This is a genomic window from Streptomyces sp. NPDC034043 (assembly GCF_055575675.1).
This window is the reverse complement of the sequence record NZ_JBVISF010000003.1, coordinates 556270-582446: the sequence shown is the minus strand read 5'-3', so window position 1 is coordinate 582446 and position 26177 is coordinate 556270. Positions and strand designations below refer to the sequence as shown.

Annotated in this window: 15 protein-coding genes, 2 tRNA genes and 1 pseudogene; 7 read left to right on the top strand and 11 right to left on the bottom strand. The window is 74.4% G+C overall.

Annotated features, from left to right (window positions below):
- Positions 1 to 403 precede the first annotated feature (403 nt).
- The gene (locus tag ACZ51S_RS11175) at positions 404 to 940 is read right to left on the bottom strand and encodes a MarR family winged helix-turn-helix transcriptional regulator (RefSeq protein ID WP_388932338.1); all 537 of its coding nucleotides are present in this window, start codon (positions 938 to 940) and stop codon (positions 404 to 406) included.
- A gap of 132 nt (positions 941 to 1072) precedes the next feature.
- Between ACZ51S_RS11175 and ACZ51S_RS11170 the strand changes: the two genes are divergently transcribed.
- A complete protein-coding gene (locus ACZ51S_RS11170) occupies positions 1073 to 2374 on the top strand; it encodes an MFS transporter (RefSeq protein ID WP_468479701.1) in 1302 nt (433 codons plus the stop codon).
- A 62-nt stretch (positions 2375 to 2436) separates the two neighbouring features.
- On the opposite strand, the gene ACZ51S_RS11165 is transcribed toward ACZ51S_RS11170, so the two are convergent.
- Both ACZ51S_RS11165 and ACZ51S_RS11160 read right to left on the bottom strand, forming a co-directional pair.
- Positions 2437 to 4161 carry an ATP-binding SpoIIE family protein phosphatase gene (locus ACZ51S_RS11165; protein ID WP_468801666.1) on the bottom strand — a complete coding sequence of 575 codons (1725 nt, stop codon included), beginning with the start codon at positions 4159 to 4161 and terminating at the stop codon, positions 2437 to 2439.
- 170 nt (positions 4162 to 4331) lie between these two features.
- Positions 4332 to 5762, bottom strand: a complete 1431-nt coding sequence (locus tag ACZ51S_RS11160; protein ID WP_468479698.1) for an NAD(P)/FAD-dependent oxidoreductase — start codon at positions 5760 to 5762, stop codon at positions 4332 to 4334.
- A 342-nt stretch (positions 5763 to 6104) separates the two neighbouring features.
- On the opposite strand from ACZ51S_RS11160, the gene ACZ51S_RS11155 reads away from it, so the two are divergent.
- Positions 6105 to 6875: a TetR/AcrR family transcriptional regulator gene (locus tag ACZ51S_RS11155; protein WP_468960557.1), complete on the top strand. Its 771-nt coding sequence runs from the start codon at positions 6105 to 6107 to the stop codon at positions 6873 to 6875.
- A gap of 367 nt (positions 6876 to 7242) precedes the next feature.
- Positions 7243 to 9174: a sigma-70 family RNA polymerase sigma factor gene (locus ACZ51S_RS11150; protein WP_468960555.1), complete on the top strand. Its 1932-nt coding sequence runs from the start codon at positions 7243 to 7245 to the stop codon at positions 9172 to 9174.
- On the opposite strand, the gene ACZ51S_RS11145 is transcribed toward ACZ51S_RS11150, so the two are convergent.
- Positions 9161 to 12436 (bottom strand): AfsR/SARP family transcriptional regulator, encoded by a 3276-nt coding sequence (locus ACZ51S_RS11145; protein ID WP_468960553.1) that lies wholly within the window; start codon positions 12434 to 12436, stop codon positions 9161 to 9163. The genes ACZ51S_RS11150 and ACZ51S_RS11145 overlap by 14 nt on opposite strands.
- A 646-nt stretch (positions 12437 to 13082) precedes the next feature.
- Positions 13083 to 15320, bottom strand: coding sequence for an asparagine synthase-related protein (locus ACZ51S_RS11140; RefSeq protein ID WP_468885439.1), 2238 nt, complete (start codon positions 15318 to 15320; stop codon positions 13083 to 13085).
- A 676-nt stretch (positions 15321 to 15996) separates the two neighbouring features.
- On the opposite strand from ACZ51S_RS11140, the gene ACZ51S_RS11135 reads away from it, so the two are divergent.
- The 4 genes from ACZ51S_RS11135 (at position 15997) to ACZ51S_RS11120 (ending at position 21046) form a co-directional block, all read left to right on the top strand.
- Positions 15997 to 17577, top strand: a complete 1581-nt coding sequence (locus tag ACZ51S_RS11135) for a sporulation protein (RefSeq protein WP_468479693.1) — start codon at positions 15997 to 15999, stop codon at positions 17575 to 17577.
- A 19-nt stretch (positions 17578 to 17596) separates the two neighbouring features.
- Positions 17597 to 18817 carry an L-2-hydroxyglutarate oxidase gene (gene lhgO / locus ACZ51S_RS11130; RefSeq protein ID WP_468960551.1) on the top strand — a complete coding sequence of 407 codons (1221 nt, stop codon included), beginning with the start codon at positions 17597 to 17599 and terminating at the stop codon, positions 18815 to 18817.
- Positions 18818 to 18905: 88 nt separating this feature from the next.
- Positions 18906 to 19724, top strand: coding sequence for a tRNA (guanosine(46)-N7)-methyltransferase TrmB (trmB, locus tag ACZ51S_RS11125; protein ID WP_468960581.1), 819 nt, complete (start codon positions 18906 to 18908; stop codon positions 19722 to 19724).
- Between the two features lie 95 nt (positions 19725 to 19819).
- Positions 19820 to 21046: a PrsW family intramembrane metalloprotease gene (locus ACZ51S_RS11120; protein ID WP_468960579.1), complete on the top strand. Its 1227-nt coding sequence runs from the start codon at positions 19820 to 19822 to the stop codon at positions 21044 to 21046.
- A gap of 69 nt (positions 21047 to 21115) precedes the next feature.
- Here ACZ51S_RS11120 and ACZ51S_RS11115 read toward each other — a convergent pair whose 3' ends face one another.
- From ACZ51S_RS11115 to ACZ51S_RS11090, 6 genes and pseudogenes are all read right to left on the bottom strand, one after another.
- On the bottom strand, positions 21116 to 22183 hold the full coding sequence (locus tag ACZ51S_RS11115; protein WP_468801647.1) for a M23 family metallopeptidase: 1068 nt from the start codon (positions 22181 to 22183) through the stop codon (positions 21116 to 21118).
- 294 nt (positions 22184 to 22477) lie between these two features.
- Positions 22478 to 23641: a PP2C family protein-serine/threonine phosphatase gene (locus ACZ51S_RS11110; protein ID WP_468885442.1), complete on the bottom strand. Its 1164-nt coding sequence runs from the start codon at positions 23639 to 23641 to the stop codon at positions 22478 to 22480.
- A gap of 197 nt (positions 23642 to 23838) precedes the next feature.
- Positions 23839 to 23912 (bottom strand) — tRNA-Met (locus ACZ51S_RS11105).
- Between the two features lie 538 nt (positions 23913 to 24450).
- Positions 24451 to 25431: pseudogene (locus tag ACZ51S_RS11100) on the bottom strand (TerC family protein); the annotation flags it as partial.
- Positions 25432 to 25724: 293 nt separating this feature from the next.
- A tRNA-Lys gene (locus tag ACZ51S_RS11095) sits at positions 25725 to 25797 on the bottom strand.
- 182 nt (positions 25798 to 25979) lie between these two features.
- Positions 25980 to 26177: hypothetical protein (locus ACZ51S_RS11090; protein WP_468960549.1), on the bottom strand; the 198-nt coding region annotated here is incomplete at its 5' end.

The window sequence follows — 26177 nt, the reverse complement described above, 5'->3', positions numbered from 1 at the left end:
TTCTGGCGTTGATTTTTGGCACGCTGTTGAGTTCTCAAGGAACGGACGCTTCCTTTGTACTCACCCTCTCGGGCTTTCCTCCGGGCTTTCGTTCTGTTCTTCGTTCTTGCGTTTCCGACTCTATCAGACTCTTTCGGGCCTGACCCCCAGTCAGCGGGGTTTGCCTTCCGGGCTGTTGGGCCCTTCCGACTCCTGAACTCTAGCCGATTTCCCCGGCAACCGATAATCGGGCCTTCGGAAATGAATTCGGGCACGCCGAATTCGTTCCCAGTGGGAGATCGTGCTGAGTAGGTTGCCGCAACGAGGCGGCGGGATCGCTGACTCCGGAACCTTCCGGCTCCGGGGCAACTCGAAGAACCTTACGGATCCACGAGGGGTGTGTCAACCCGGGAGGTGGGGCCGGTCAGGACCGGGACTGGAGCTCCTCCACGCGGTCCAGGAGCCGGGTCAGCATGTCTCCCAGTACTCCGCGCTCCGCCGTGGAGAGGTCCTGGAGAAGGTCCTCCTCGAAGACCGTGGCCGCGCGCATCGCGTCGAGCCACTTGCTGCGGCCCTCGTCCGTCAGCTCCACGATCACGCGGACCCTGTTGGACTCGTCCCGCTCGCGGGTGACCAGACCCTCCGCCGTCATGCGGTCGATCCGGTGCGTCATCGCGGCCGGCGTCAGGCCCAGCTGCTTCGCGAGCTCGCTCGGGCCCATCCGGTAAGGCGACCCGGAGATGACGAGGGCCTTCAGGACCTCCCACTCCGCGTTGCTGATGCCCAGGGCCGCGGTCTGGCGGCCGTACGCGACGTTCATACGGCGGTTCAGCCGGCTCAGCGCCGAGACCACCTTCTCGACCTGGGGGTCGAGGTCCTGGAACTCGCGCTGGTAGACGGCGATCTGCTCATCGAGGCTCGGCTCGTGGACGGGCGTAGCGCCGTCGGGGGTGTCACCCATGGTCGGAAGTATCGCATGAACCCGTTGGCGTCTAACTCCTTCGGTGTGTAGAGTTAAGGATCGAAGTTTAGGTGTGAAGTTCTGAAGTCTTCAGTCTTCGGCTCTCAAGGCAGGTGAGAAGTGACCAAGGTGATGGGCGCTGCGATGCGGCGGATCCAGGCCGGCAACGCGCTGACCGCGTTCGGCATCGGTTTCACGGTTCCGTTCCTCTACATCTATGTGGCGCAGGTGCGAGGTCTGGGCTCCATGGCGGCCACGAGCGCGTTCGTGGCGTTCGCCCTGGGCGCTCTCGTCGCGCTGCCCTTCACCGGCCGGGTCATCGACCGGCGTGGTCCGGTGCCCGTGGTGATGGGTGCCGCCGTCATCGCCTCGGTGGGTGCGCTCTCCCTCGGGCTCTCCACCGGCATCGCCCCGATCCTGTTGTCCGCGCTGGCGCTGGGCGCCGGGCAGGCCGTGATGCAGCCGGCGCTGGCCACGATGATCGTGTGGTGTTCGACGCCGTCGACCCGTACGCGTGCCTTCGCCCTGCAGTTCTTCATGCAGAACCTCGGCCTGGGCATCGGCGGGCTCGTGGGCGGCCAGATCGTCGACGAGAGCCGTCCGGGCAGCTTCGCCCTGCTGTTCGGCATCGAGGCCGTGATGTTCCTGGTGCTGGCGGTCGTCATCGCCACCGTGCGCATGCCGCACGTCCAGAACATCAGTGACGCGATGGCCAAGGACGCGGCGCCGGCGGGCGGCGGCTGGAAGCGGCTGCTGGGTCACAAGGCGATGGTCCAGCTGTGCGTGCTGGGCTTCGTGCTGTTCTTCGCCTGCTACGGGCAGTTCGAGTCGGGTCTGGCGGCCTTCGGTACCGAGGCCGCGGGGATCTCCCCGTCCACCCTCGGGTTCGCGCTCGCCGCCAACACGGGTGCGATCGTCGTGGCGCAGTTCGTGGTGCTGAAGCTGGTCGAGAAGCGCCGCCGGTCGCGGGTCATCGCGCTGGTCGGGCTGATCTGGACGGTGGCGTGGCTGATCGCCGGGTTCTCGGGTCTGGGCCACGGGAGCGCGATGATGGCCGCCGCCGCGTTCATCACCACGTACGCGCTCTTCGGCATCGGTGAGGCGATGCTGTCGCCGACGCTGGCGCCGCTGGTCGCCGATCTGGCGCCGGAGGGTTCGGTCGGGCAGTACAACTCGGCCTTCGCCCTGGTCAAGCAGATGGCGCTGGCGCTCGGGCCGCTGGGTGTGCCGCTGGGGGCGGGGATTCCGATGCTGTACATCGGGGTTTTCGTGCTCGTGTCGCTCGGGATCTCGGTGCTGGCGCTGCGGCTGGGCGGGCGGCTGAGCCCGGTGCAGGACAACCCGTCCGTGGTGAGCAGGGTCGTGGCGCAGGGGCCGGCGGTCGCCGGGAAGGCGGCCGTGGCCGTGGAGCGGGCGGAGCGCGTGTCCGCGTAATGCGTAGGAGCAGGGAGAGCCTCCGGTCCTTTTGGCCGGGGGCTCTTCCTCTTTTCGTGCGGCTACGTGTCGGGCAGGGCGAACTCGCACCAGACGGCCTTGCCGCCGCCGGGGGTGCGGCGGGAGCCCCAGGCCGAGGCGATGGTGGCGACGATCGAGATGCCGCGGCCGGTCTCGTCGGCCGGTTCGGCGCGGCGGCGGCGCGGGAGGTGGTCGTCCCCGTCGGTGACCTCGACGATCAGGCGGCGGTCGGTGCGGCGCAGGCGCAGGTGCATGGGCGGGGTGCCGTGCTGGAGGGAGTTCGCGACGAGCTCGCTGGCGGCGAGGACGCCGAGGTCGCACAGCTCGACGGGGAAGCGCCAGGAGCTGAGGACGCCCTGGGCGAAGGCGCGGGCGCGCGGGGCGGCCTCGACGCCGCCGAGGAGTTCCAGGGCGGCGTTGTGGAAGAGCTCGGCGTCGACGCCGGTGCGGGCGGGCTGCTGGAGGACCATGACGGCGACGTCGTCGTCGTGGTCGGCGTCCACGCCGAGGGCGCGCATCAGGCGGTCGCAGATGATGGCGGGGGTGCCCTGGGCGCCGGAGAGGGCGCGTTCGAGGGCGGCGACGCCTTCGTCGATGTCCTCGCCGCGGCGTTCGACGAGGCCGTCGGTGTAGAGGACGGCGGTGGAGCCGGGGCCGAGGGCGATGGTGCCCGAGGTGTGCAGCCAGCCGCCGGTGCCGAGGGGCGGGCCGGTGGGGTCGGCGGCGCGGCGTACGGTGCCGTCCTCGTCGCGGACCAGGATGGGGAGGTGGCCGGCGGAGGCGTAGGCCAGCAGTCCTTCGTTGGGGTCGTGGACGGCGTAGACGCAGGTCGCGATCTGGCTGGCGTCGATCTCGGCGGCGAGGCCGTCGAGGAGCTGGAGGACCTCGTGCGGGGGCAGGTCGAGGCGGGCGTAGGCGCGGACGGCGGTGCGGAGCTGGCCCATGACGGCGGCGGCGCGGACTCCGCGGCCCATGACGTCGCCGATGACGAGGGCGGTGCGGCCGGCGCCGAGGGTGATGACGTCGTACCAGTCGCCGCCGACGGCGGCTTCGGTGCCGCCGGGCTGGTAGGTGGCGGCGACGCGGAGGTCGTCGGGCTGTTCGAGCTCCTGGGGGAGCAGGGAGCGCTGGAGGGTGACGGCGGCCTCGCGCTGGCGGCGCTCGCTGGCGCGCAGGCGTTCGAGGGCTTCGGCGTGGTCGGTGACGTCGGCGAGGTGGACCAGGATGCCGGTGTGCTCGGGGTCCGGTTCGCCGTCGGTGACCGCCTTGGGGAACTCGACCGGGGTGCAGGTGACCGTGTACGAGCTGCCGCCGCCGGGGGCGGTGCGGTTCTTGGCGGTACGGGGCTTGCCGCTGCGCTGGACCTGGTCGAGGAGCGGGAGCAGGCCGAGGTCGCCGAGTTCGGGGAGGGCGGTGTGGGCGGGGGCGCCGGTGGGGCGGGGGCCGAAGCCGGCGGTGTAGGCGTCGTTGACGTAGGCGACGCGGTGCTCGGGGCCGTGGACGAGGGCGACGAGGGCCGGGAGCAGGCCGAGGACTTCCCGTACGGGCAGTTCGTCGAGGGCGGGGACGGCGGGGAGCGGGGCCATGCCGGTGCCGCGGACGGTGGCTTCGGCCGGGGTGCCCTCTTGGGGCCCGGCACGGTGGGCGGCGCCGCGGGCTGCCGGGACGGAGCCCTCACCGCGTTTGGCCTGGGCCGCGGCGTGCTCGTTCCGGGCGGCGGCGCGGCGCGTGCCGGGAAAGCGGGCGCTCCAGCGCGTGAAGTTCACTGCGTTCAAGCCTCGTGGTGTCGCAGGTGGTCGCGGTGTGTCCGCCCGGCGGTGCCGGGTGGTGCCCCTGTGGTCGGTCGCTCGTCGGTGTCACTCGTCGGGTGTCACTGTGTGCAGGCGTGAGCCCACCTATGGTCACACGCCCAGTGTGGCCGACGGCACTGACAACGTCAGCCCTGCTTGTCCCGCGGTGGGTCGGGGTCGGGCTTGGGCGGCTGGTTCCGGGGGCCGCCGCCTGCGGCGAGTTCGAATTCTGCCCTGGGGTGTTCGAGGGATCCGAGGGAGACGATCTCGCGTTTGAAGAGGCCGGCGAGGGTCCATTCGGCGAGGACCCGCATTTTGCGGTTGAAGGTGGGGACGCGGCTGAGGTGGTAGGCGCGGTGCATGAACCAGGCGGGGTAGCCCTTGAGCTTGCGGCCGTAGAGCAGCGCGACGCCCTTGTGGAGGCCGAGCGAGGCGACCGAGCCGACGTACTTGTGGGCGTACTCGGTGAGGGCCTCGTCGCGCAGGGCGGCGACCAGGTTGTCGGCGAGCTGTTTGGCCTGGCGTACGGCGTGCTGGGCGTTGGGGGCGCACTCGCGGGCGGGTCCTTCGGCGCCGGTGTCGGCTGTGATGTCGGGGACGGCGGCGGCGTCGCCGGCGGCCCAGGCGTGTTCGACGCCTTCGACGGTGAGGAAGGAGGTGCAGGTGAGGCGTCCGCGTTCGTTCTTGGGGAGGTCGCTGGCGGCGAGGATGGGGTGGGGTTTGACGCCGGCGGTCCAGACGATGGTGCGGGTGGGGAAGCGGGAGCCGTCGCTGAGGACGGCGACCCGGTTCTCGCAGGATTCGAGGCGGGTCTCGAGGCGGACGTCGATATTGCGGCTGCGCAGCTCACGGACGGTGTAGACGCCCATTTCGGGGCCCACCTCGGGGAGGATCCGGTCGCTGGCCTCGACCAGCACCCATTTCATGTCCTCGGGCTTGACGTTGTGGTAGTACCGGGCCGCGTACCGGGCCATGTCCTCCAGTTCGCCGAGTGCCTCGACGCCGGCGAAACCGCCGCCGACGAAGACGAAGGTGAGGGCGGCGTCGCGGATTGCGGGATCGCGGGTGGAGGAGGCGATGTCCATCTGTTCGATGACGTGGTTGCGCAGGCCGATGGCCTCTTCCACGGTCTTGAATCCGATGCCGTAGTCGGCGAGTCCGGGGACGGGGAGGGTGCGGGAGACGGAGCCCGGGGCGAGGACGAGTTCGTCGTATTCGATCTCGATGCCGCCGGTGCCCTCCTCGGTGGTCGCGAGGGTGGTGACGGTCGCGGTCCGCTTGGCGTGGTCGATGCGCTGGGCCTCGCCGATGACGATGCGGCAGCGGTCCAGGACGCGGCGCAGGGGGATCACGACGTGCCGGGGCGAGATCGCGCCGGCCGCGGCTTCCGGGAGGAAGGGCTGGTACGTCATGTAGGGCTCCGGGGTCACCACGGTGACCTCGGCTTCGCCGGCTCTCAGCTTCCGCTGGAGGCCCAGGGCCGTGTACATGCCGACGTAGCCGCCGCCGACGACGAGGATGCGCGTGCGGGGCGGGGGACCGGGGTCGTCGCCCCGGGAGTTAGCAGCCTTCACCACCCCATGACGCAACGTGGCCGGGAGTTTGTCCACAGGCCCGGCAAATTGTGTGACCGGCGGGGGTGGTGGGACGGGGCTGCCAGGAGATCCCGATCACGTTAAAAGTCCGCAGGTCAGGGCACCGGAGGGGGTGATTCCGGGGAGTTGTGGCGGAAAAGTGGGGGTGAATGCTCCGATCGGGCGGTGCTCGGTCGGGGGCTGCCTCTTCTGAATTGACTCTGGCTCAACTATGTTCGTATCTCGTCGAGGATGTAGGACCTGGGCCCTCATGACCGTGGCCCCCCTCGACACGAAGGCGGGGAGTGTCTCCGGGGGGAGACAAGTGATTACCGGGGGATACATATGAACATTTCCGATTTCCATGGCTCTGTCACCGCTCTGTCCGCGGAGACCGGTGGCCGCGTGATGGCAGGCTCGACCACCCACGGAGTGGGCCGGTCCACGCCGCTGCGCGTCGACGCACAGCGCAACCTCGAGCACGTCCTGCGGGCGGCCCGGGAGGTCTTCGGCGAGCTGGGCTACGGGGCTCCGATGGAGGACGTGGCACGGCGGGCGCGGGTCGGTGTCGGGACCGTCTACCGGCGGTTCCCCAGCAAGGACGTGCTGGTCCGGCGGATAGCCGAGGAGGAGACCGACCGGCTCACCGAGCAGGCCAAGTCCGCCCTGGGCCAGGAGGAGGAGCCGTGGCAGGCGCTCTCGCGCTTCCTGCGCACCTCCGTGGCCTCCGGCGCGGGCCGGCTGCTCCCGCCGCAGGTCCTGCGGGTCGGCTCGGCCGCCGAGGAGGACGCCGCCCAGGAGGAAGCCGCGGCCCGCGTGCCGCACCAGCGCCAGGCCGTCGGCGGCACGGCGGGGCTGCGCGTCGTGGGCGCGCGGTCCTCGATCGAGGACGAGCCCTCGGAGGACGCCGGAGCGGGTGCGCTGCTGGAGGTCGTCGGCCAGCTGGTGGACCGGGCGCGGGAAGCCGGTGAGCTGCGCGCCGACGTCACGGTGGCCGATGTGCTGCTGGTGATAGCGACGGCCGCGCCCGCCCTGCCCGACCCGGCTCAGCAGGCCGCGGCTTCGGCCCGGCTGCTGGACATCCTGCTCGAGGGGCTGCGCTCCCGCACCGCGTGAGCGGCGCCTCGGCCGCCGGCGAACCGCCGCTCGCCGCTCGCTGAGCGGTCGCGCCGAGTCGTTGACGGGCCGGTCCCCGCAGGGGTGGGGACCGGGCCGTCGGCGGCGGGGGCGTGTCTGGGGGACTGTCTGGCGTCGGGGCCGGGAGCCGGGGCTGCGGGTTGAAGCCGGCGGCCGGGCTGTCGGGGACGGGCGTCAATGGGGGGCGTCTGATGGCGCATCGCTCGAAGGGGTGATGAGCCGTACGGCGATTCGCCGGATCTTGCCCGGACGGGTGGATGCCGCGGAGACCGCCCCGGGGCGCCACCGCCGTGTGACAGGCTGGATCGGTGTACCGGTTCGAGTGTGTCGTGCGGGGGCTTCCGCGATGAGCGTTGACGGGCGGGACGAGTCTCTCGGTGGCGTCGGTGGAACCGGTGAGGCGGGGGCGGGCAGCCTGCCCGCCCAGCAGGTCCCGGCCCAGCGCGAACGCGGCGGACGGCATGCCGCGTCCGGACCGTTGGACGGTGAACTTCCCCCCTCCGACGGCGACTTGATCAGCCGGATGCGCGGTGGGGACGACGGCGCCTACGAGGAGCTGTTCCGACGGCACGCCGACGCGGTACGGCGCTACGCGCGGACCTGCTGCCGGGACGGGCACACCGCCGACGACCTCACCGCCGAGGTGTTCGCGCGGACCCTGCAAGCGGTACGGGGCGGGGCCGGGCCGGACCAGTCGGTGCGGGCCTACCTCCTGACCACCGTGCGGCGGGTCGCCGCGGCCTGGGCGAAGACCGCCCGGCGGGAACATCTGGTCGAGGACTTCGCGGTGTTCGCGGAGCAGGCGGCCGCGGGTGCGGAGAGCGCCGGCGGGCTGTCCGGGGACGACACCCTGGAACTGGGCGCCGATGTCCGGGCGATGCACGAAGCCGAGCGGTCGCTCGCGATGCAGGCCTTCCGGAGCCTGCCGGAGCGGTGGCAGGCCGTGCTGTGGCACACCACCGTCGAGGAGGCCTCGCCGAGTGCGATCGCCCCGCTGTTCGGGCTGAGCGCCAACGCGACGGCGGTACTGGCCAGCCGGGCCCGGGAGGGCCTCAAGCAGGCGTACCTCCAGGCCCATGTGAGTTCCGCGCTCAGTTCGGGCGGCGACTGCGCCCGCTATGCGGACCGGCTGGGCGCGTACGCCCGGGGCGGGCTGCGGATGCGGGCGGAGCGGGGGCTGCGCAAGCACCTCGAGGAGTGCGCCAAGTGCCGGCTCGCCGCCGGAGAGCTGAAGGACGTCAACGCGGGCATTCCCGCGCTGCTGCCGGTGGCGGTCATCGGGTGGTTCGCCGCCGGGTACGCCGCCAAGGCGGCCGGGGTGGTGGCCGGTGGGGCCGTCGCCGCCGGGGGCGCGGGGGCTGCCGCCGCCGCGGCGGGCGGATCCTCGGCCGGGGCCGGGGCTGCGGGGGCGGGGGCTGCCGGGGCCGGGGCTGCTGGTGGGGCCGGGGCAGGGGGTGCCGGTGGGGCCGGGGGGGCGGTGGTCTCCGAGGGCCTGGGCCTGCCCGCCAAGGCCGCCATCGCGGCCGGGATCGCGGTCGCCGCTGCCGCCGGGGTGGTGTTCGCCCTGGCCGGGGACGATCCCGAGCCGCAGGCCGCGCCCGCACCCGGGGTGGTGGCGCCGGTGGCGCCCGAGCCGCCCGCGCCGTCCGTGCCCGCCGCGCCGGAGTCGACGCCGCCCGCGGATCCGACGCCGGCGGCACGGGTCGCGCCGCCCCGGCGGAGCGCGGTGCCGTCCGCGTCACGCTCCTCGGCCCCCGCTCCCCCGGCCGTGCCGCCGGCTCCGGAGAGCCCCCGGCCGAAGCCGGCCCCTTCGCGGCCCCGGCTCAAGGCACCGCCGCCGCCGCAGGGGTTCCGGCTGGCCGGGCTGGGGCACTCCGCGTACGGGAAGGGCACCGGGCCGGAGCTGGAGACCTGGCGCAGCAGCTGGGTGTGGCAGCGGTGGGGGCTGGTGGCCGGCGGCCGGCAGTTCGCGCAGGGGATCACCGTCCACTCCCGCTCCTCGGTGGAGATCACCCTCAACCGGCAGTGCACCCGCTTCTCGGCGCGGGCCGGGGTGGACGGGCTGTCGCTGCTGACCGACGGGACGGTGCGGTTCTCCGTCTACGGCGACGGGCAGCGGCTGTGGCGCTCCGGCGCGCTCGGGTACGACGACGCCCCGGTGCCGGTCGAGGTGCCGCTGGCCGGGCACACGAAGCTGCGGCTGGTGGTGGAGCAGGTCCGGCAGGGGCACCTGCCGACGCTGGCGAGCTGGGCCGACGCGGTGATCAGCTGCGGCTGAGGCCGGCCGCCTCGGTGACCGCGCCGAGCACCGCGAGGGCCTCGCCCGGGGTCAGGGTCCGGCCCTCGGCCTCCGCCCGGGCCTGGCCGGCCGCCCCGAGAGCGGCGCGGGTGCGTTCCGGGAGCCCCTCCAGGGCGGCCTCCTCCGGGACCGGGCGGGGAAGGCCCGCGCGCCAGGCGGTGGCCGCCGCGAGGACTCGTACGCTCTCCTCGGGACGGCCGGCGTCGGCCAGGAACAGTGACGCCGACTCGGCGATGCCGGCCAGGACGCGTTCCGCGCAGTGCGCCTCCACCGCGCCGGCGAAGACCGGGCCGATCCTCGCCAGCCCTGCCCGCGCGCCGTGCTCACGGGCCTCCAGAACGGCCTCGATGAGGCCCAGCCCGGCGGTGAACTGCGCGGCTACGCTGCCCTGCTCACCCGCCGCGCGGGCGGCGGCGCACTCGGCGCGGGCCCGGTCGTGGTCGCCGCGCTGGAGGGCGAGCGTGGCGGACAGGAACCGGGCGAAGGCGCTCACGTCGTACACCCCGCCGTGCTCGTGGGCCTCGCGGTCGGCCTCCGCCAGCAGCCTCTCGGCGGTGTCGAAGTCCCCTTCGCGGTAGGCGGTCTCCGCGATGCGGGCGATCGCGAAGGGCGCCTCGATGCGGGCGCCGACCTCCCGGGCGAGGCGCAGGCACTCCTCGTAGGCGGCGCGGGCGGTGGCGTACTGGCTGCGCGAGAGGGCGGCTTCCCCGGCGGCGCTGGCCACCTGGGCGCGGATCCAGCGGTCGCCGACGCGGTGGGCGAGGTCCTGAAGCTCGGTGAGGTCGGTGTCCGCGGTGGAGAGGCCGCCGGTCGTGTCGATGGCGAAGTGGGTGCGCATCAGCAGGGGGATCGCGAGCTCCCATTCGCCTCCGTGGCGACGGCAGTTGGCGATCGATTCGTCGATGCTCGTGTGGAAGCCGACGATGTCGCCGGTGAGGAAGCAGATCGTGGGCCAGAGCATGCCGGGGAAGCGGGTGGCCTCCGGGGTTTCGCGGCGGAAGACCTCCTTGATGCGGACGGCGACGGCCTGGTGCTCGGGCGTGCGGAACCATTGCGGGCCGGTGCTCTCGGCGCGCAGGAACATGTGGAGCATGCGCAGGCGCATGTGGGGCCAGTAGTCCGGGGAGTCCTCGGGCGGTTCGGCGGGGATCCGGGCGAGGAGGCGGGCGGTCCAGTCGGCGCCCTCGGCGCGGTAGTCGCGCAGCCACCAGAACCAGCCGAGGGCGGAGAGCAGGCGTTGGGCGGTCTCGGTGTCGCCGTCGTCCGGGTCCCCGCCGGTGGTGGTGTGGAGGGCTGAGCGGAGGTTGTCGAGCTCGGTCTCGACGCGGCGGATCCACGGGAGCTGGCCGGCGGAGCGCAGCAGCGGCTCGGCGCGCTCGGCGAGGGCGGCGTAGTGGGCGGCGTGGCGGCGGGCGGTGGCGCGGGCGTCGGCCGGGTCCGCGGCGAGGCGCTCGGCGGCGTACTCGTGGATGGTCTCCAGGAGGCGGTAGCGCATGCCGTCGGGGCCGGGGTCGGCCTGGACGAGGGACTTGTCGACGAGGGCCGCCATGGCTTCGGCGACGTCGGTGACCTTGGTGGCGGCGGAGGCTTCGGTGGTGCCGGCGGAGGCTTCGGTGGTGCCGGCGGGGTCGGTGGTGTCGTCCGCGCAGACGGCTTCGGCCGCCTCCAGGTCGCAGCCGCCTGCGAAGGCGGACAGCCGGGCGAGGACGGTGTGCTCGGCGTGGCCGAGGAGGTCCCAGGACCAGTCGACGACGGCGCGCAGGGTCTGCTGGCGGGGCAGCAGCGTGCGGGCGCCGCCGGTGAGGAGGCGGAACCGGTCGTCGAGCCGGTCGGCGATCTGGCGCGGGGTGAGCAGGCGCAGCCGGGCGGCGGCCAGTTCGATGGCGAGCGGCAGTCCGTCGAGGCGGGCGCAGATCTCGGCGACGGCGGCCGGGTCGTCACCGGGACGGAAGCCGGGGCGGGCGGCGGCGGCCCGGTCGGCGAACAGCCGGTGCGCGGGGGCGGGCGGCAGGGGCTCGAGGGGGCGCAGGAACTCGCCCGGCACGCCGAGGGGTTCGCGGCTGGTGGCCAGGATCCGGACGCCGGGGCAGTGGGTGAGGAGGCGTTCGGCGAGTTCCGCGGCGGCTCCGATGACGTGCTCGCAGTTGTCCAGGACGAGGAGCAGGCGGCGGTGCGCGCAGTGTTCGACGAGGGCGGCGGTGGGGTCGTCGTCGGCGGTGGTCCGCTCGCGGGCGACGAGGCTGTTCTCGCGCAGGCCGAGGGCACTGAGGACGGCGCCGGGGACGGCCGCGGGGTGGTCGAGGCGCGCGAGTTCGACGAGCCAGCCGGAGTCGGGCCGGGCGGCGGCCGCGTGCTCGGCGAGGCGGGTCTTTCCGGAGCCGCCGGGGCCCGTGAGGGTGACGAGGCGTACGCGGTCCAGGTCGGCGGCGAGGGCGGCGAGTTCGGGCTCGCGGCCGACGAAGGAGGTCAGGCGGGGCCGGATGTTGCCGCGGGACTGCGGGGACGGGGTCCGGAGCAGCTCTGCGTGCAGGGCGCGCAGCGCCGGGCCGGGGTCGGCGCCGAGGCCTTCGGCGAGGTCGCGGCGGGTGCGTTCGTAGGCGGCGAGGGCGTCGGCGGGGCGGTCCGCGGCGCGCAGGGCGCGGATCTGCTGGGCGCGCAGTGGTTCGTCGTACGGATGGTCCTGGATCAGCGCCTCGATCTCCGGCAGGAGTTCGGCGGGAGCGGTGGCGCCGCAGCGCAGGTCGGCCTCGACGCGGTCCCGCTGGGCGCGGGCGCGGCGGGCCTCGCAGGCGGCGGCGTGCGTGGTGCGGGCCGGTTCGGGGAGGTCGGCGAGGGCGCGGCCGCGCCACAGGGCGAGGGCCTCGCGGAGGGTGGTGGCGGCGGTGCCGGGGTCGCCGGCCAGCTGCTCGGCGCCGAGGGCCGCGAGACGGGTGAAGCGGTGGAGGTCGACGTCGTCGCGGTCGGCGGTGAGGCGGTAGCCGCCGGCGGGGTCGGTGGTCAGCTGCCCGGCGCCGAGGGCGCGGCGCAGACGGGAGACGAGGGCCTGGAGGGCGGCGGGGGCGTCCTGGGGCGGGTCGTCGCCCCAGACCTCGTCGACGAGGTCGGTGACGGACGCGGCGGCCGGGGCGCCGGCGCGCAGGGCGAGGGCGGTGAGGAGCGCGCGCAGGCGGGCGCCGCCGGGGGTTCGGGGGGCGCCGGTGTCGTCATGTGCCTCGGTGGGGCCGAGGATTCGGTACCGCACCGGCCAATTCTGCCTTGCCGCTGCGGGGGGCGCGGGTGGGTTTTCCGGCGGGCGGGCGGGGGGCGGGGCTGGGGCCGGGCCGTCGGTCGGCCGCGGGCCGTGTGCCGCTGCGCGGAGCGGGTCCCCTACCCGCCCTTCGCCCGTTCCCTGGGGCGCCACCCCGGAGCCCCGCGCCTCAAACGCCGGCGGGGCTGGAACACCTGGGCTCCACCCCGGCCCCGGACCCGGACCCGGGGCCGGGGCCGGGGCCGGGGCCGGGGCCGGGGCCGGGGCCGGACCCGGGGCCGGACCCGGGGCCGGGGCCGGGGCCGGGGCCGGGGCGGCGGGGCGGGAACACCCGGGGGCTCCGCGCCCGACCCCGGCGCCCCAGAGGCGGCGGGCCCGGAGGCGGCGGGCCCGGGAGCCTGGCGGGCCCAGAGGCGGCGGACCCAGAGGCCAGCGGACCCAGAGGCCGGCGGACCCAGAGGCCGGCGGGGCCGGAGGCGGCGGGCTCCGCCCCGGCCCCGGGCCCCAGGCCGGGGACCGGCGGGGCGGGACCCCCGCCGGCCGCCGGCCGGGCCGGGTTGTCGCCGCTGTGGGGCGGGGGCGGGGGCGGTCAGCCGCCACCGGGCCCGGTGGCCCCCGCCCCGCCGCCCACCGGGCCCCCTCAGCGGCTGGCCGGGAGGGCCGGTGGGGTGAGGCGGGGAAGGCGGGTGTCCAGGGGCGGGACCGCGCGGCGGCGGGGGGTTGAGGTGCCGGTCCAGCAGGTGCCGCGACGGGCCAGGAGGCGGCGGAGCCACAGTTCCATCGAGACGAGTTCCGCGAGCCCGTCGAGCGGGACGGGCCGGCCCTCCGCCGCGTCGATCAGGGCCTGCTGGACGACGCGGGCGTCGACGAGGCCTGCGTCCGCGAGGAGCGGTGCCGTGAAGAGGGCCAGCAGGGAGGTGAGGGCGGCCCTCAGTCCCAGGCGGGTGGCGGTCTCGTTCGGGGTGTGCGAGGTGGCGCCCCAGCCGGGCGGGAGTTCGCGTACTCCGGCGGAGGCCAGGACGCTGCGCAGGATCTCGGCGCGGGCCCCGGGCTGTACCCGCAGGGACTCGGGCAGGGCGCGCGCGGCCCGTACGACCTGGTTGTCGAGGAACGGCGTGTGCAGGCGCTGGCTGCGGACCTCCACGGCCTGCTCGAAGACCCGGTGGTCGGCGGCGTGACGGGTCAGCAGTGCGCGGGCGCGGGCTTCGCCGGGGCGCAGCGACAGCGGGGGCCGTCCGGCGGCTGCCCTCAGCCGGATCGATACTTCCGCCAGGGCTTCGCCGGTGAGCCAGCCCGCGGCGGGGCCGGGCCGGGACCAGGTGAGGGCCGCCAGTGAGGCGTCGACCGGCCCGGAGGCGGCGGCGAGTGCGGTGCCTCCCGCGCGCAGCCGGGCCGCCGCGGCCTCCATGCCCGCGCGGTACGGCGTACGGGCGAGGCGGCGGGCGGCCGAGTAGACGGAGAAGGGGACGAGCAGCGGGTCGGCGGGCGCGGAGCGGGCGAGGGCGGCGACGGGGCGCAGCAGGTGGCGGCGTCTGCGGTCCAGGAGGAGGTCGGCCATGCGGGCGGGGTGCGCGTCGAGGACGCGGCGGGCTCCGTGTCCGGTGAAGTGGTCGGCGGAGCCGGCCGCCAGCCGGCGCCGTTCGCGGGCGGCGGAGACGAGGGAGGGGCCGGGTTCGTCGGTGAGGGGGCCGTCGAGTTCCGCGTACGGGAGGGCTTCTTCGGCGGCGGCCACGACGATGTGGTGCAGCCGGGGGTCGGCGGCGAGGGCGTGGGCGCGTGCGAGTTCGCCCTCGCGGCCCTGCGGGGTGGCGAGGTCGTTGAAGGTGACGGCGAGGAGGCGCGAGCCGGAGCCGTGGAGGGTGCCGGGGGCGCCGGGCAGGCCGGCGGCGAGGAGGGCGAGCGTCGCGGAGGCGGTGCCGCCGGAGAGGTCGGCGCCGACTCCGGGTGCGGGTGCGCCGCGGGCCGCGCGCCGGTCGGCGGGGCCCATGCCGGGCACCGGTCCGGGGTCGGGGAGCAGGGTTTCGGGGGCATGCCGCGGCGCCGTGAGCCGGGCGCGCACCGCCGCGGTCAACGCTTCCCGTACGCCCTCCACCGCCCGTTCGGGGTCGGCCTCGGGGGCGGCCACGGCGAGGGAGGCCACCGGTTCGTAGCCGGTGATCTCCCGGGAGCCCTCGCGCAGGATCAGCGTGTGGCCGGGCGGGATGCGCCGGACGCCGGCGTACGGTGTGCCGTCGCCCAGTGCCTCGGGGCTGTCGGGGCAGGCGAGGAGGGCGGCGAGGTGGCCGACGTCGAGCTGCGCCTCGATGAGGTCGGCGAGGGGGAGCGCGGCGGTGGCGTACGCGGTTCCGCCCGCCCAGGGGGTGTAGAAGACGGGCCGTGCGCCGGCGAGGTCGCCGAGGACGGTGATCCGGCGTCCGGCCTGGACGACGGCGGTGTAGCTGCCGGGCCACTCGGTGAGGTGGCGCAGGGCGCCGCCGCGGGCGGCGTAGAGGGCGCGGCGCAGCTCGTCGTCGGTGGCGCCGCAGCAGCCGAGCACGGCGAGCCGGGTGAAGGGGTCGGCGGGGTCGGCGGTGACGGTGCGGATCTCGTCCGGGCGCCAGTCGCCGACGGCCCAGAGGGGGTCGGGGTCGCCCCACAGGAGCTGGGCGCCGACGGGTTGGACGGTGCGTTCGGCGTCCTGGGCGGCGGGGTCGTCGGCGTGAGCGGCGTCGGCGATGCCTCCGTGCTGGGGCGGCCCGGGGTAGGGCGGGCGGCCGTGGGAGGGGGTGCCGTAGGGGGAGCCGTGGGAGGGGTCCGCCGGTGCTCCCGGGCCGGACGAGACGCGTCCGGCCGTGCCGAAGCTCGCGGCGATACTGCTCCACCCGACCAACCAGCGCACCGCCGCCTCCCCCAGCCCGTGGGCAAATGACCGGGGCAACGGACGGCCGGGACGGCACGGACAACGTGCGTCGGCGTGCGTCGGCGCTTGGAGGGCGCGGCCGGCGGGACCCCGGGTGGCTCGGGGTCCATGCTGCCACGAGAAGGGCGTGCGAGAGTGGCTTCGGGGGGCGCACATGCGAACGAACACGCCCCGGTCACACGGTATTTGGCGTTCCGTTCCCACCGCCCCATAGGTCGGTTTCGGCCATTCTTCGGCCGTACTGAGGGCCCCTGCGGGCCCTCGCGCGAGCGGCCGGGGACGGCCGCGTGGCGCGGTCCGGGAGGCGTCTGCGACCTCCCGGACCGTTCCGCCACCCGCGGGGATTGAGGCAGCGGCATCCCCCGGCCCACCGGATCCACTCAGCGGGCCGACCCACGCACCGCACATCGAATCGCCGGGCCCCGTGAGCGGCCAGAGCGCACGGCCGGGCGCACGGCCACACGGCCGGAGCACGAGCCGACGCGCGCGCCCGGGGCACGACCCCCCGGGCGGACTGTGCATACGGACAACAATCCCGCCATACGGAACTCGGGGCCTTAACGCTTGGGAGGCGGGGAACTACGCTGGGTTTACGAAATGCCGGGCGCCTATGCCCCGGCGGCGTCTGCGTTCCGCGTGTGACGAGGGGTGGCGCATGTCCAGGGAGCTCCGCGAGCCCAATGAGAAGCTCGGCGCCGTCCTCGCCCTCGCGGGCATCAGCAACGCCGGGCTGGCCCGGCGGGTCAACGACCTCGGTGCGCAGCGCGGCCTGACGCTCCGGTACGACAAGACGTCCGTGGCGCGGTGGGTGTCGAAGGGGATGGTGCCGCAGGGCGCGGCCCCGCACCTGATCGCCGCCGCCATCGGCGCGAAGCTCGGCCGGCCGGTCCCGCTGCACGAGATCGGGCTGGCGGACGCCGATCCGGCACCGGAGGTGGGGCTGGCCTTCCCGCGCGACATCGGCGCGGCGGTGCGCTCGGCGACCGACCTCTACCGGCTGGACCTCGCCGGGCGGCGTGGCGGTGGCGGGATCTGGCAGTCGCTCGCCGGCTCGTTCTCCGTGTCGGCGTACGCGACGCCCGCCTCCCGGTGGCTGATATCTCCGGCCGACAGCTCGGTCGCGCGCGAACCGGCCCCCGTCGGCGCCCCGGGCGTCGGCCCGGGCGCAGCGGCCACCGGCCGGGCTTCCACGGCCGTCGCCCCGCCGCGACGGACACCTGAAACCCCCGCTCAGGGCGTTGTGCCCGCCCAGTCCGGGCCCGAAACCGTACCGCCGGCCGTCACTGCCGCCGCCAGGCCCGTCCCGGAGGCCTTCCCGCAGCGCGTGGGCCACAGCGACGTGACCAAGCTGCGCGAGGCCGCGGAGGACGCACGCCGCTGGGATTCCAAGTACGGCGGCGGCGACTGGCGTTCGTCGATGGTGCCCGAGTGCCTGCGGGTGGACGCGGCGCCGCTGCTGCTCGGCTCCTACACCGACGAGGTGGGGCGCGCGCTCTTCGGGGCGACCGCCGAGCTGACCCGGCTGGCCGGCTGGATGGCCTTCGACACCGGTCAGCAGGAGGCCGCCCAGCGCTACTACATCCAGGCGCTGCGCCTGGCCCGGGCGGCGGCCGACGTCCCGCTCGGCGGGTACGTCCTGGCCTCGATGTCCCTCCAGGCGACCTACCGGGACTTCCCGGACGAGGGCGTGGACCTCGCCCAGGCCGCCGTCGAACGCAACCGCGGGCTGGCCACCGCCCGCACCATGAGCTTCTTCCGGCTGGTCGAAGCCCGGGCCCACGCGAAGGCGGGCGACTCGGCGGCCGCCGGGGCGGCGCTGCGGGCGTCCGAGGGCTGGCTGGAGCGCTCCCGCGACGGCGACGCCGACCCGACCTGGCTGGGTTTCTACTCGTACGACCGTTTCGCGGCGGATGCCGCGGAATGTTACCGGGACCTCAAACTCCCCCGCCAGGTCCGCCGCTTCACCGAGCAGGCGCTCTCGCGCCCCACGGAGGAGTACGTGCGCTCGCACGGGCTGCGGCTGGTGGTGAGCGCGGTCGCCGAGCTGGAGTCGGGCAACCTCGACGCGGCCTGCGCCGCCGGCACCCGGGCCGTGGAGGTCGCGGGCCGGATCTCCTCGGCGCGCACGACCGAGTACGTACGGGACCTGCTGCACCGGCTGGAACCGTACGGCGACGAGCCGCGCGTCGCGGAGCTGCGCGAACGGGCCCGCCCGCTGCTCGTGGCCCCCGCGTAGCCCCGTTGCCGGTGGCGGGGTGCAGTATGCAGGGGTGGGAGGTGTCAGCGTGGACTGCGACGTGCTGGTGATCGGTGGCGGGATCGTCGGCTTGTCGACAGCCCATGCCCTGTCGCGCCTGGCCCCGGGCACCCGGGTGACCGTGCTGGAGAAGGAGCCCGGCCCGGCCCGGCACCAGACCGGCCGCAACAGCGGCGTGATCCACAGCGGCATCTACTACCGCCCGGGCTCCCTCAAGGCCCGTTACGCGGTGCACGGCGCCGCCGAGATGGTCAAGTTCTGCGCGGAGCACGGCATCGCGCACGAGGTGACGGGCAAGCTGATCGTCGCCACCGACCGCTCCGAGCTGCCCCGGCTGCACTCCCTCGTCCAGCGCGGCCGGGAGAACGGCATCCCGGTGCGCGAGCTGGGACCGGCCCAGATCGCGGAGTACGAGCCGCACGTCCGGGGCCTCGCCGCGATCCACGTGGCCACCACCGGGATCGTGGACTACGGCCGGGTCGCGGCTCAGCTCGCCGAGAGCTCCGGAGCGGAGATCGTCTACGGCGCGGAGGCGGACCTGATCTCCCGCCGCCCCTCCGCGGTGGCGGTCCGCACCACCGCGGGCGGCGTGTTCCGCGCCCGGGTCCTGGTCAACTGCGCGGGCCTCCAGTGCGACCGGGTGGCCCGCCTGGCCGGTGACGACCCGGGCATGCGGATCATCCCCTTCCGGGGTGAGTACCACGACCTGGCCCGCCCGGAGCTGGTCCGGGCTTTGGTCTACCCGGTGCCCGACCCGGCGTTCCCCTTCCTCGGCGTCCACCTCACCCGGGGCATCGGCGGCGGGGTCCACGTCGGCCCGAACGCCGTCCCCGCCCTGGCCCGCGAGGGCTACGGCTGGGGCACGGTCCGCCCGCGGGACCTGGCCACGGAGCTGGCCTGGCCGGGATCCTGGCGGATGGCCGCGCGGCACTGGCGGTACGGGGCGGGCGAGATCCACCGCTCCCTGTCCAAGCGGGCCTTCACGGAGGCCGTACGCCGCCTGCTGCCGGCCGTCACGGAGGCGGACCTCACCCCCGCGCCGACGGGGGTCCGCGCCCAGGCGGTGCTGCGGGACGGGACGCTGGTGGACGACTTCCTCATCCGTGAGGCCCCGCGCACGGTGCACGTCCTGAACGCCCCCTCGCCCGCGGCGACCGCCTCCCTGCCGATCGGCCGCGAGATCGCCACCCGAGCCCTCCGCCACCTCCGCACCCCCTGACCCCTCCCCCGAAGGCACCCCCGTACCGCCCGGCCAGGGCCACCGCCCCCACCCCCCGTCGTAGAATCTCCGCATTGTGTCTGAGCCCCTGAACCCCCAGCCCAGCCTCCCCGACTCCCCGCCGGAGGCGTACACGCCGCCCAAGTGGCGCACCGAGCCGCGGTTCCCCGACGGCCCCGCGCCCGACCCCGCCGGGTCGCACCACGAGCGGCGGATCCGCAGCTTCCAGCCGCGCCGCAGCCGGGTCACCACCGGCCAGGGCGAAGCGCTGAAGCGGCTGTGGGGCACCTGGGGCCTCGACATCGACGGCCACGAGGTCATCGACCTCGGCAAGCTCTTCGGCGGCCTCCCCGTCGTCCTGGAGATCGGCTTCGGCATGGGCGAGGCCACCGCCCAGATGGCCGCCGCCGATCCCGGCACCGGCATCCTCGCCGTCGACGTGCACACCCCCGGGCAGGGCAACCTCCTCGCCCTCGCCGAGCGCAACGGTCTCACCAACATCCGGGTGGCGAACGGCGACGCGATCATCCTGCTCCGCGAGATGCTCCCGCCCGCCTCCCTCGCGGGTATGCGCGTGTACTTCCCGGACCCGTGGCCCAAGGTCCGCCACCACAAGCGCCGCCTGATCCAGCCCGAGTTCCTGGACCTGGCCGCGACCCGCCTGGCGCCCGGCGCCGTGCTCCACTGCGCGACCGACTGGGAGGACTACGCCGAGCAGATGCTCGAAGTCCTCACCGCCCACCCCGAGTTCGAGAACACCCAGGCCGACGGCGGCTACGCGCCCCGCCCGGAGTTCCGCCCGCTCACCCGCTTCGAGGGGCAGGGCCTGGACAAGGGCCACGTCGTCCACGACCTCCTCTTCGTCCGCCGCGGCGAGCGCGCGGTCGAACCTGACTCCAAGAACTGACAAACGTCACTCCGAGTGTCCGAGCGACTCGGTAGGGTCATCATGTGTACCGAGCGCTCTCCCGTGTGCTCGCACGCCCATCGGGCACGGCCCGCATGTGCGTGCTCGTCACGCTGCTCACCGCCACCGGCGCCGTCATCCTCGAACTGGTGCGGGAGCAGACCGGCACGGCCGGTTTCTTCGTGGGCCTCGGCCTGGCCCTGCTGCCGGTGCCGCCGCTGGTGGCGGCGTTCCGGTGGCTCGGCCTGGCCGCGCCGGGCCCCTGGCGGCAGTCGCTGTTCTGCTTCGGCTGGGGGGCCTGCACCGCGGCGCTGATCGCGATACTGGCCAACAGCTTCGCCACGGAGTGGATGGCCGCGGCCTCCGCCGACCCCTCCGCCGCCGACCGCCTCGGTTCGGTCGCGATCGCGCCGGTGGTGGAGGAGACCGCGAAGGCGGCGGCCCTGCTCCTCGTGTTCGTCTTCCGAAGACGGCGGTTCACCGGCGTCGCCGACGGGATCGTGTTCGCCGGGTTCACCGCCACCGGCTTCGCCTTCACCGAGAACATCCTCTACCTGGGCACCGCCTTCGAGGAGGACCTGGCCAACGGCACCCGCGCGCTGGACTCGGTGACGGCGGCGACGTTCTTCGTGCGGGCCGTGCTCTCCCCGTTCGCGCACCCGCTCTTCACGGTGCTCACCGGCCTCGGCTTCGGCGCGGCCACGCTCACCTCCCGCCGTGCGCGCAGGAACGGGCTGCCCGTGCTGGGGCTGGCCCTGGCCATGGGCACGCACGCGCTGTGGAACGGCTCCTCGCACTTCGGTGAGTACGGTTTCTACGTGGTCTACGGCTGCGTGATGGTCCCGGCGTTCGGGCTGCTGCTGTGGCTGGCCGTGCGGATCCGGCGCCGCTGCCTGCGGGCCGTCGCCGCCGAACTGTCGGTGTACGCCGCCGCGGGCTGGCTCGGTCAGGCGGAGGTGCCGGCCCTGGCTTCGATGCCGGCCCGGTCACTGGCCCGCGCCCTGGCCCGCCGCACCGGAGGCCGCCCCGCCGCCCGAACGGTGTCCCGGTACACGGCGGACGCCGCCGCCCTGGCCCTGCTGCGCCGCCACGCCCGGCGGTCCGGCCCGGGTTCCCGGGATCAGGAATTCGCCGAGCGGGAGCGCGAGTTGCTGCACCGGCTCTGGCTCGGCCGCGCGACGGCCGCGCCGGCGCTGGCCCGGGCGGCCGTACTGGAGGACCTGCTGCCCCCGCCGCGCTGGACCCCGCCGGCCGCCCCGGCGCCCGCGCGGGTCCTCGTACCGGCCCCCAGGACTCCGGAGCTGTCGGCCTCGCACCCGTGAGGAACCGGGCGGGCCCGGCAGTACTGCCGGGCGATCAGGCGGTGATCAGGGGGGCAGGCGATCGGGGGGTCAGACGTCGAGGCCCTTCGAACGCATCCACGCCAGCGGGTCCACCGTCGAGCCGCCCTTGCGGACCTCGAGGTGGAGGTGCGCACCGGTGACGTTGCCGGTCGCGCCGACCCGGCCGATGGTCTCGCCGGCGCCCACGGAGCCGGAGGTCACGGACATCGAGGAGAGGTGGCAGTACCAGATCTCGGTACCGTCCTGAAGCTTGAGGACGATCCGGTAGCCGTAGGCCCCGGACCAGCCGGCGGAGATGATCGTGCCGCTGCCCACGGCCTTGACGGGGGTGCCGGTCGGGGCGGCCAGGTCGAGGCCGGTGTGGTAGCCGGAGGACCACATGGAGCCGGCGACGCCGTAGTGCGAGGTGAGGGTGTAGGAGGAGGTCGGCAGGGAGTAGCCGCCCGCGGCCGTCGTACCCGAACCGGTGCCGGAGCCCGATGCGGTGCCCGCCCCCGCCGAGGCCTTGGTGGCGGTCTGTTCGGCGGCGGCCTTCTCCGCGGCCGCCTTCTCCGCGGCGGCCTCGGCGGCGGCGCGCGCCGCCTCGGCCTCCTTGTCGGCCGCTTCGCGCTGGGTCCGGGCCTCCTGGGCGGCACTCTCGCGCGCGGTCCGCTCGGCGTCCGCGCGGGCCCGGGCCTCCTCGGTGTCCTGCTGCGATTCGGCCTGGAGGAGGATCCGGTTGAGCAGCGCCTCGCCCGCCTGCTGCGGCACTTCCGCGGTCTGCGCCGCGCCCGCGGGGCCGGTACCGGGGCCGGCCTCGGCGGCGGTCCGTACGGCGTCGCCGCCGGAGCCGGAGTCGCTGCCGCCGCCGCCCAGCAGGTCGGGCACGGAGGGCATGGATATGGAGACCTGGGGCCGGTCCTGCGCGGTGGCGATGCCGCCCGCGCCGACGGCCGCGATCACGCCGACGCCGAGCACGGTCGAGCTGCGGGCGAGTCCGCCGCGCGGCTTCAGGACGCGGTGCTTGCCGCGGAGCGGGCGTGCGGAGTCCTCCGTGGGATTCCACTCGCCCCAGGCTCCCGCGGTGGGCGTCTCCTGGAGGTCTATGCCTTCAGAGGCAGGCGAGTTGGAGGCCACCGGGGCACACTCCTCATGGGCGAGAACGCACACGGGTGCCGTCGTTGCGACGGCTGGGACGACCGCGCTGCGTTATCGAAAGGTAATCTACGCGGACGAATGAATCCAAGCCGAAGCGATTGATCGTTAGCGCCAATCGGACACACATCGCACAGCTTTGGCCTTCACATTCGCCATATCCAGCCCCAACCAGGGCAATCCATCCGCCCCGCTCCCGCCGCTCCAGACCCGGCGCCCCCATGACGCACCGTCAAAGCGCTCGCGCCCAGCACGCCTTCCGCTACGCCAGGTCACTCACGGGCCGTCGCCGCGCACCACGGGGACGGTCCGCCGACGCTCCGGCCGCCCCTCCCCCGCCCTGGCCACCGCGAGCAGCGCCATGTCGTCCGTCGTGCCTCCGCCGGTGTGCCGCCGCACATCGCCGCTGAGCGCGCCGAGCAGCTCGTCCGGCCCCGGGAAGACCCTCCCCCGCAGCCGGGCCGCCGGATCGTAGAAGCCGCCCGCCCCGTCGCGCGCCTCGGTCAAACCGTCGGTGTAGAGCAGCAGGGTGCTGCCCGCCGGGAAGGGCCACTCCTCGCGCCGGCAGACCTCGTCCGGCGCCAGCTCGCCCAGCCCCAGGGGCAGCGCCGGCTCGGCCGGGGCCAGTACCTCCAGGCCTCCGTCCGCGTACAGCAGCAGCGGCTCGGGGTGGCCCCGGTTGAGCAGCCGCAGCCGTTCGGCGCCGGGCGGGATCTCGCCGAGCACGCAGGTGGTGAACCCCTCCACCGCGTCCAGGCTGCCCCGCCGCGCCCCCTCCCGGGCCAGCGCCCGCTCCAGGCGCCGCGCGAGCCCCTCCAGGGTCGGCTCGGTCTCCGCCGCCTCCCGGAAGGCCCCCAGCACCACCGCGACGGCCTCCACGGCCCCCAGCCCCTTCCCCCGTACGTCGCCCACCGCGAGCCGCACGCCGTACGGGGTGTCCTGGACGGCGTAGAGGTCACCGCCGATGAAGGCGTCGGCCTGCGCGGCCTCGTACCGGGCGCAGACGCGCAGCCCCGCGATCCGCGCGGCCGGGGTCGGCAGCACGGCCCGCTGCGCGGCCTCGGCGATCCCCCTCGCCGAGGCGAGCCGCTCGCCGCCGCGCCGTACGACCCGGTTGATCAGCAGGGCCAGCCCGGAGACGGTCAGCACCGTCACCAGCTCGGTCAGCGCCTCCCCCTTCCAGCTGGTGCCGTTGTGGACGTGGAGGCCGACGACCACCAGCGAGGAGGCGATCCCGGTCAGCGCGGTCGCCCGGAGGGTGAACAGGGGAGCCGCGACCAGCGGTGCGGCGGTGAAGAAGGGGGACCCCGTGAAGCTGGGCGGGGTCAGCAGGGTGAAGACCAGTCCCAGCAGGATCAGCAGGACGGGCAGGAGCCGCGCCACCCGCCGGGCGGCGCCGTCCGCGGCGCCGCCCTCACCCTGCCGGCCCAGCCCCGCCACGCTGCTCTCCTGCCGCCCGGTCGCGCCCGTCCCCCCAGGCTGACGGCAGACGGCCCGGTACGGCGAGCGGACCGGGGCGAAGGAGTGAGGGACCGGCACCGGCGGACGCCCGGGACACGAAAAGGGCGAACGGGGCGAACAGAGCCGGGACACGACGAAGGCCCGGTTCCACCAGGGAACCGGGCCTTCGTACTGAGTAGCGGGGACAGGATTTGAACCTGCGACCTCTGGGTTATGAGCCCAGCGAGCTACCGAGCTGCTCCACCCCGCGTCGGTAAACCCAACTCTACGTCATCCGGGGGACGCCTCCCGCCAATTAACCGGCCCGCACGCCTGAAATACGACGTCACCGCAGGTCAGAGCCTTGATAACCGATCCCATCCCGGCACCCGGGCAAGCGGAACCCGCCTGGTGCGGAGGTCCCGGGACCGGCACCAGGCGGTCCGGCGGCGGCGGAGTCCGCCGACTCGCTACCGGGCCGGGGGCTGCTTGTGCCCGGGGTCCAGCCGGTAGTCGGGACAATCGCGGTTCTGGCATGCACCTGGGCCCCATGCGGGAACGAACACCCCGAGGGTCTTGCGACGGTGGACCGCGGCCGGCACCGACTGCTGACACGTCGGACATACATAGGCTTCGGATTTACGCTTCATTTTGACCATTTCTTTACGATATTCCCGTTCTGGCGGCTCGGGAAGTCCCTGGCCCTCCAGCCGGCCCGAGCGCGGACGGGCTTCACCGTCCCGAGCCGGTGCACCCGCTGCGTACTCGGTGGCATCCGTCTCGGGGGGCGCGCCGGCCCCACGGGACCGCTCGGTGGCCGCAGGGGCGTCTTCGTCAGCCTCTCCCGGAACGTCCAGTGGGGCCGGTCTGCTGAGACTGAGCAGCACGGAACCCGCCAGGACCACGACGATGACCGCGAGGCTGACCGGTGAGGGGATCTCCGGGATGCGCGGGCTGATGAGCTTGTGGGACGCCTGGAGGATGAGCTTGATGCCGATGAAGGCGAGGATGATCGCCAGGCCCTTGTTCAGGTAGTGGAAGCGGTCCAGGAGTCCCGCGAGCATGAAGTAGAGGGCCCGCAGGCCGAGGATGGCGAACGCGTTGCTGGTGTAGACGATGAAGGCGTCATCGCTGACCGCGAGGACGGCCGGGACGCTGTCGACAGCGAAGATCAGGTCGGCGGCCTCGATCGCGGCGACCACCGCGAGCAGCGGGGTCGCCATCCGTACGCCGGCTTCCTTGACGAAGAACTTCGCCCCGGCGTACTCGTCCCGTACCGGGATGAGCTTGCGGAGCAGCCGCACGGCGAAGCTCTTGCCGGGGTCGAAGCTCTCCTCCTCGTCCTTGAGGAGCTTGTAGGTGCTGTAGAAGAGGACCGCCGCGAAGGCGAAGAGCACCGCGGTGAAGCGGCTGACGACGGCGACGCCGAGGGAGAGGAAGATCCCGCGGAAGACGAGGGCGCCGATGACGCCGAAGAAGAGCACGCGGTGCTGGTAGGCGCGGGGCACTTTGAAGTACGCGAAGATCACGGCGAAGACGAACAGGTTGTCGACGGACAGGCTCTTCTCCAGGAGCCAGGCGGTGGTGTACTCGGTGCCGGCGGTCGTACCGAGGACGAGGAAGACGGTCGCGCCGAAGATCAGGGCGAGACTCACCCACAGGGCGCTCCAGGCGGCGGCCTCTCTGAAGCCGATGACGTGCGCGGTGCGATGGGACAGGAGGTCGACCGCCAGCGACACGACCACCGTCGCGGCGAACGCCCCCCACAGCCAGAGCGGGACATCAAGCACGCCGAACACCCTCACCTCGGCCCGCGCACATGGCGCCGGCCCCTTTTATCCCAGTGTGCGGTCTTGCCCCCGCCTGAGCACGCGGAGTGGCCTCGGCTCCCGCACGCCTTCCGCACGGCGTGCGGCCGTCCCCGGCCACCGGCGGGCAGGCCGGGGCGGACGAGGGCACGCCCCGGGCCATCCGCCCACGCATCGCTCACGCGCGGACCCGGAAACGACTGAGCGCCCCACCTGGCCGAAACCGGGTGGGGCGCTCAGTGCAGGTCGGAGGGGTTTCCCCCGCCCGCGAGCGGTAGGCCATGTCGGACTCGAACCGACAACCAACGGATTAAAAGTCCGCTGCTCTGCCAATTGAGCTAATGGCCCTCCATGTGCTCACCCCAGAGCATAGCCGGAGAGGGGCTGCTGGCCGATCGGGTATCGCCGGGTGTGGCCCGGCGGTTTCCCGCCATGCGGCGCGGGAGGGGCGAAACGGCCGGAAATGGGCTCGGCCCCCACCGCACCGGAGTGCTGTGGGGGCCGAGTCCTCGTCAGGCGGCGCTCAGGCGTCAGCCGTTGCGCTTCCAGCGGGGCTTGTCGTCGCGGCGGCCGCCGAAGGTGGAGCCGGACGGGCGGTTGTCGTCACGGCGGCCGTAGGGGCGCTCGCCGGCGCCGCCGGAGCGGAAGCCGCCGGAGGGACGGTCGTCGCGGCGGAAGCCGCCACGGTCGCCACCACGGTCGTCACGGTTGAAACCACCGGACGGACG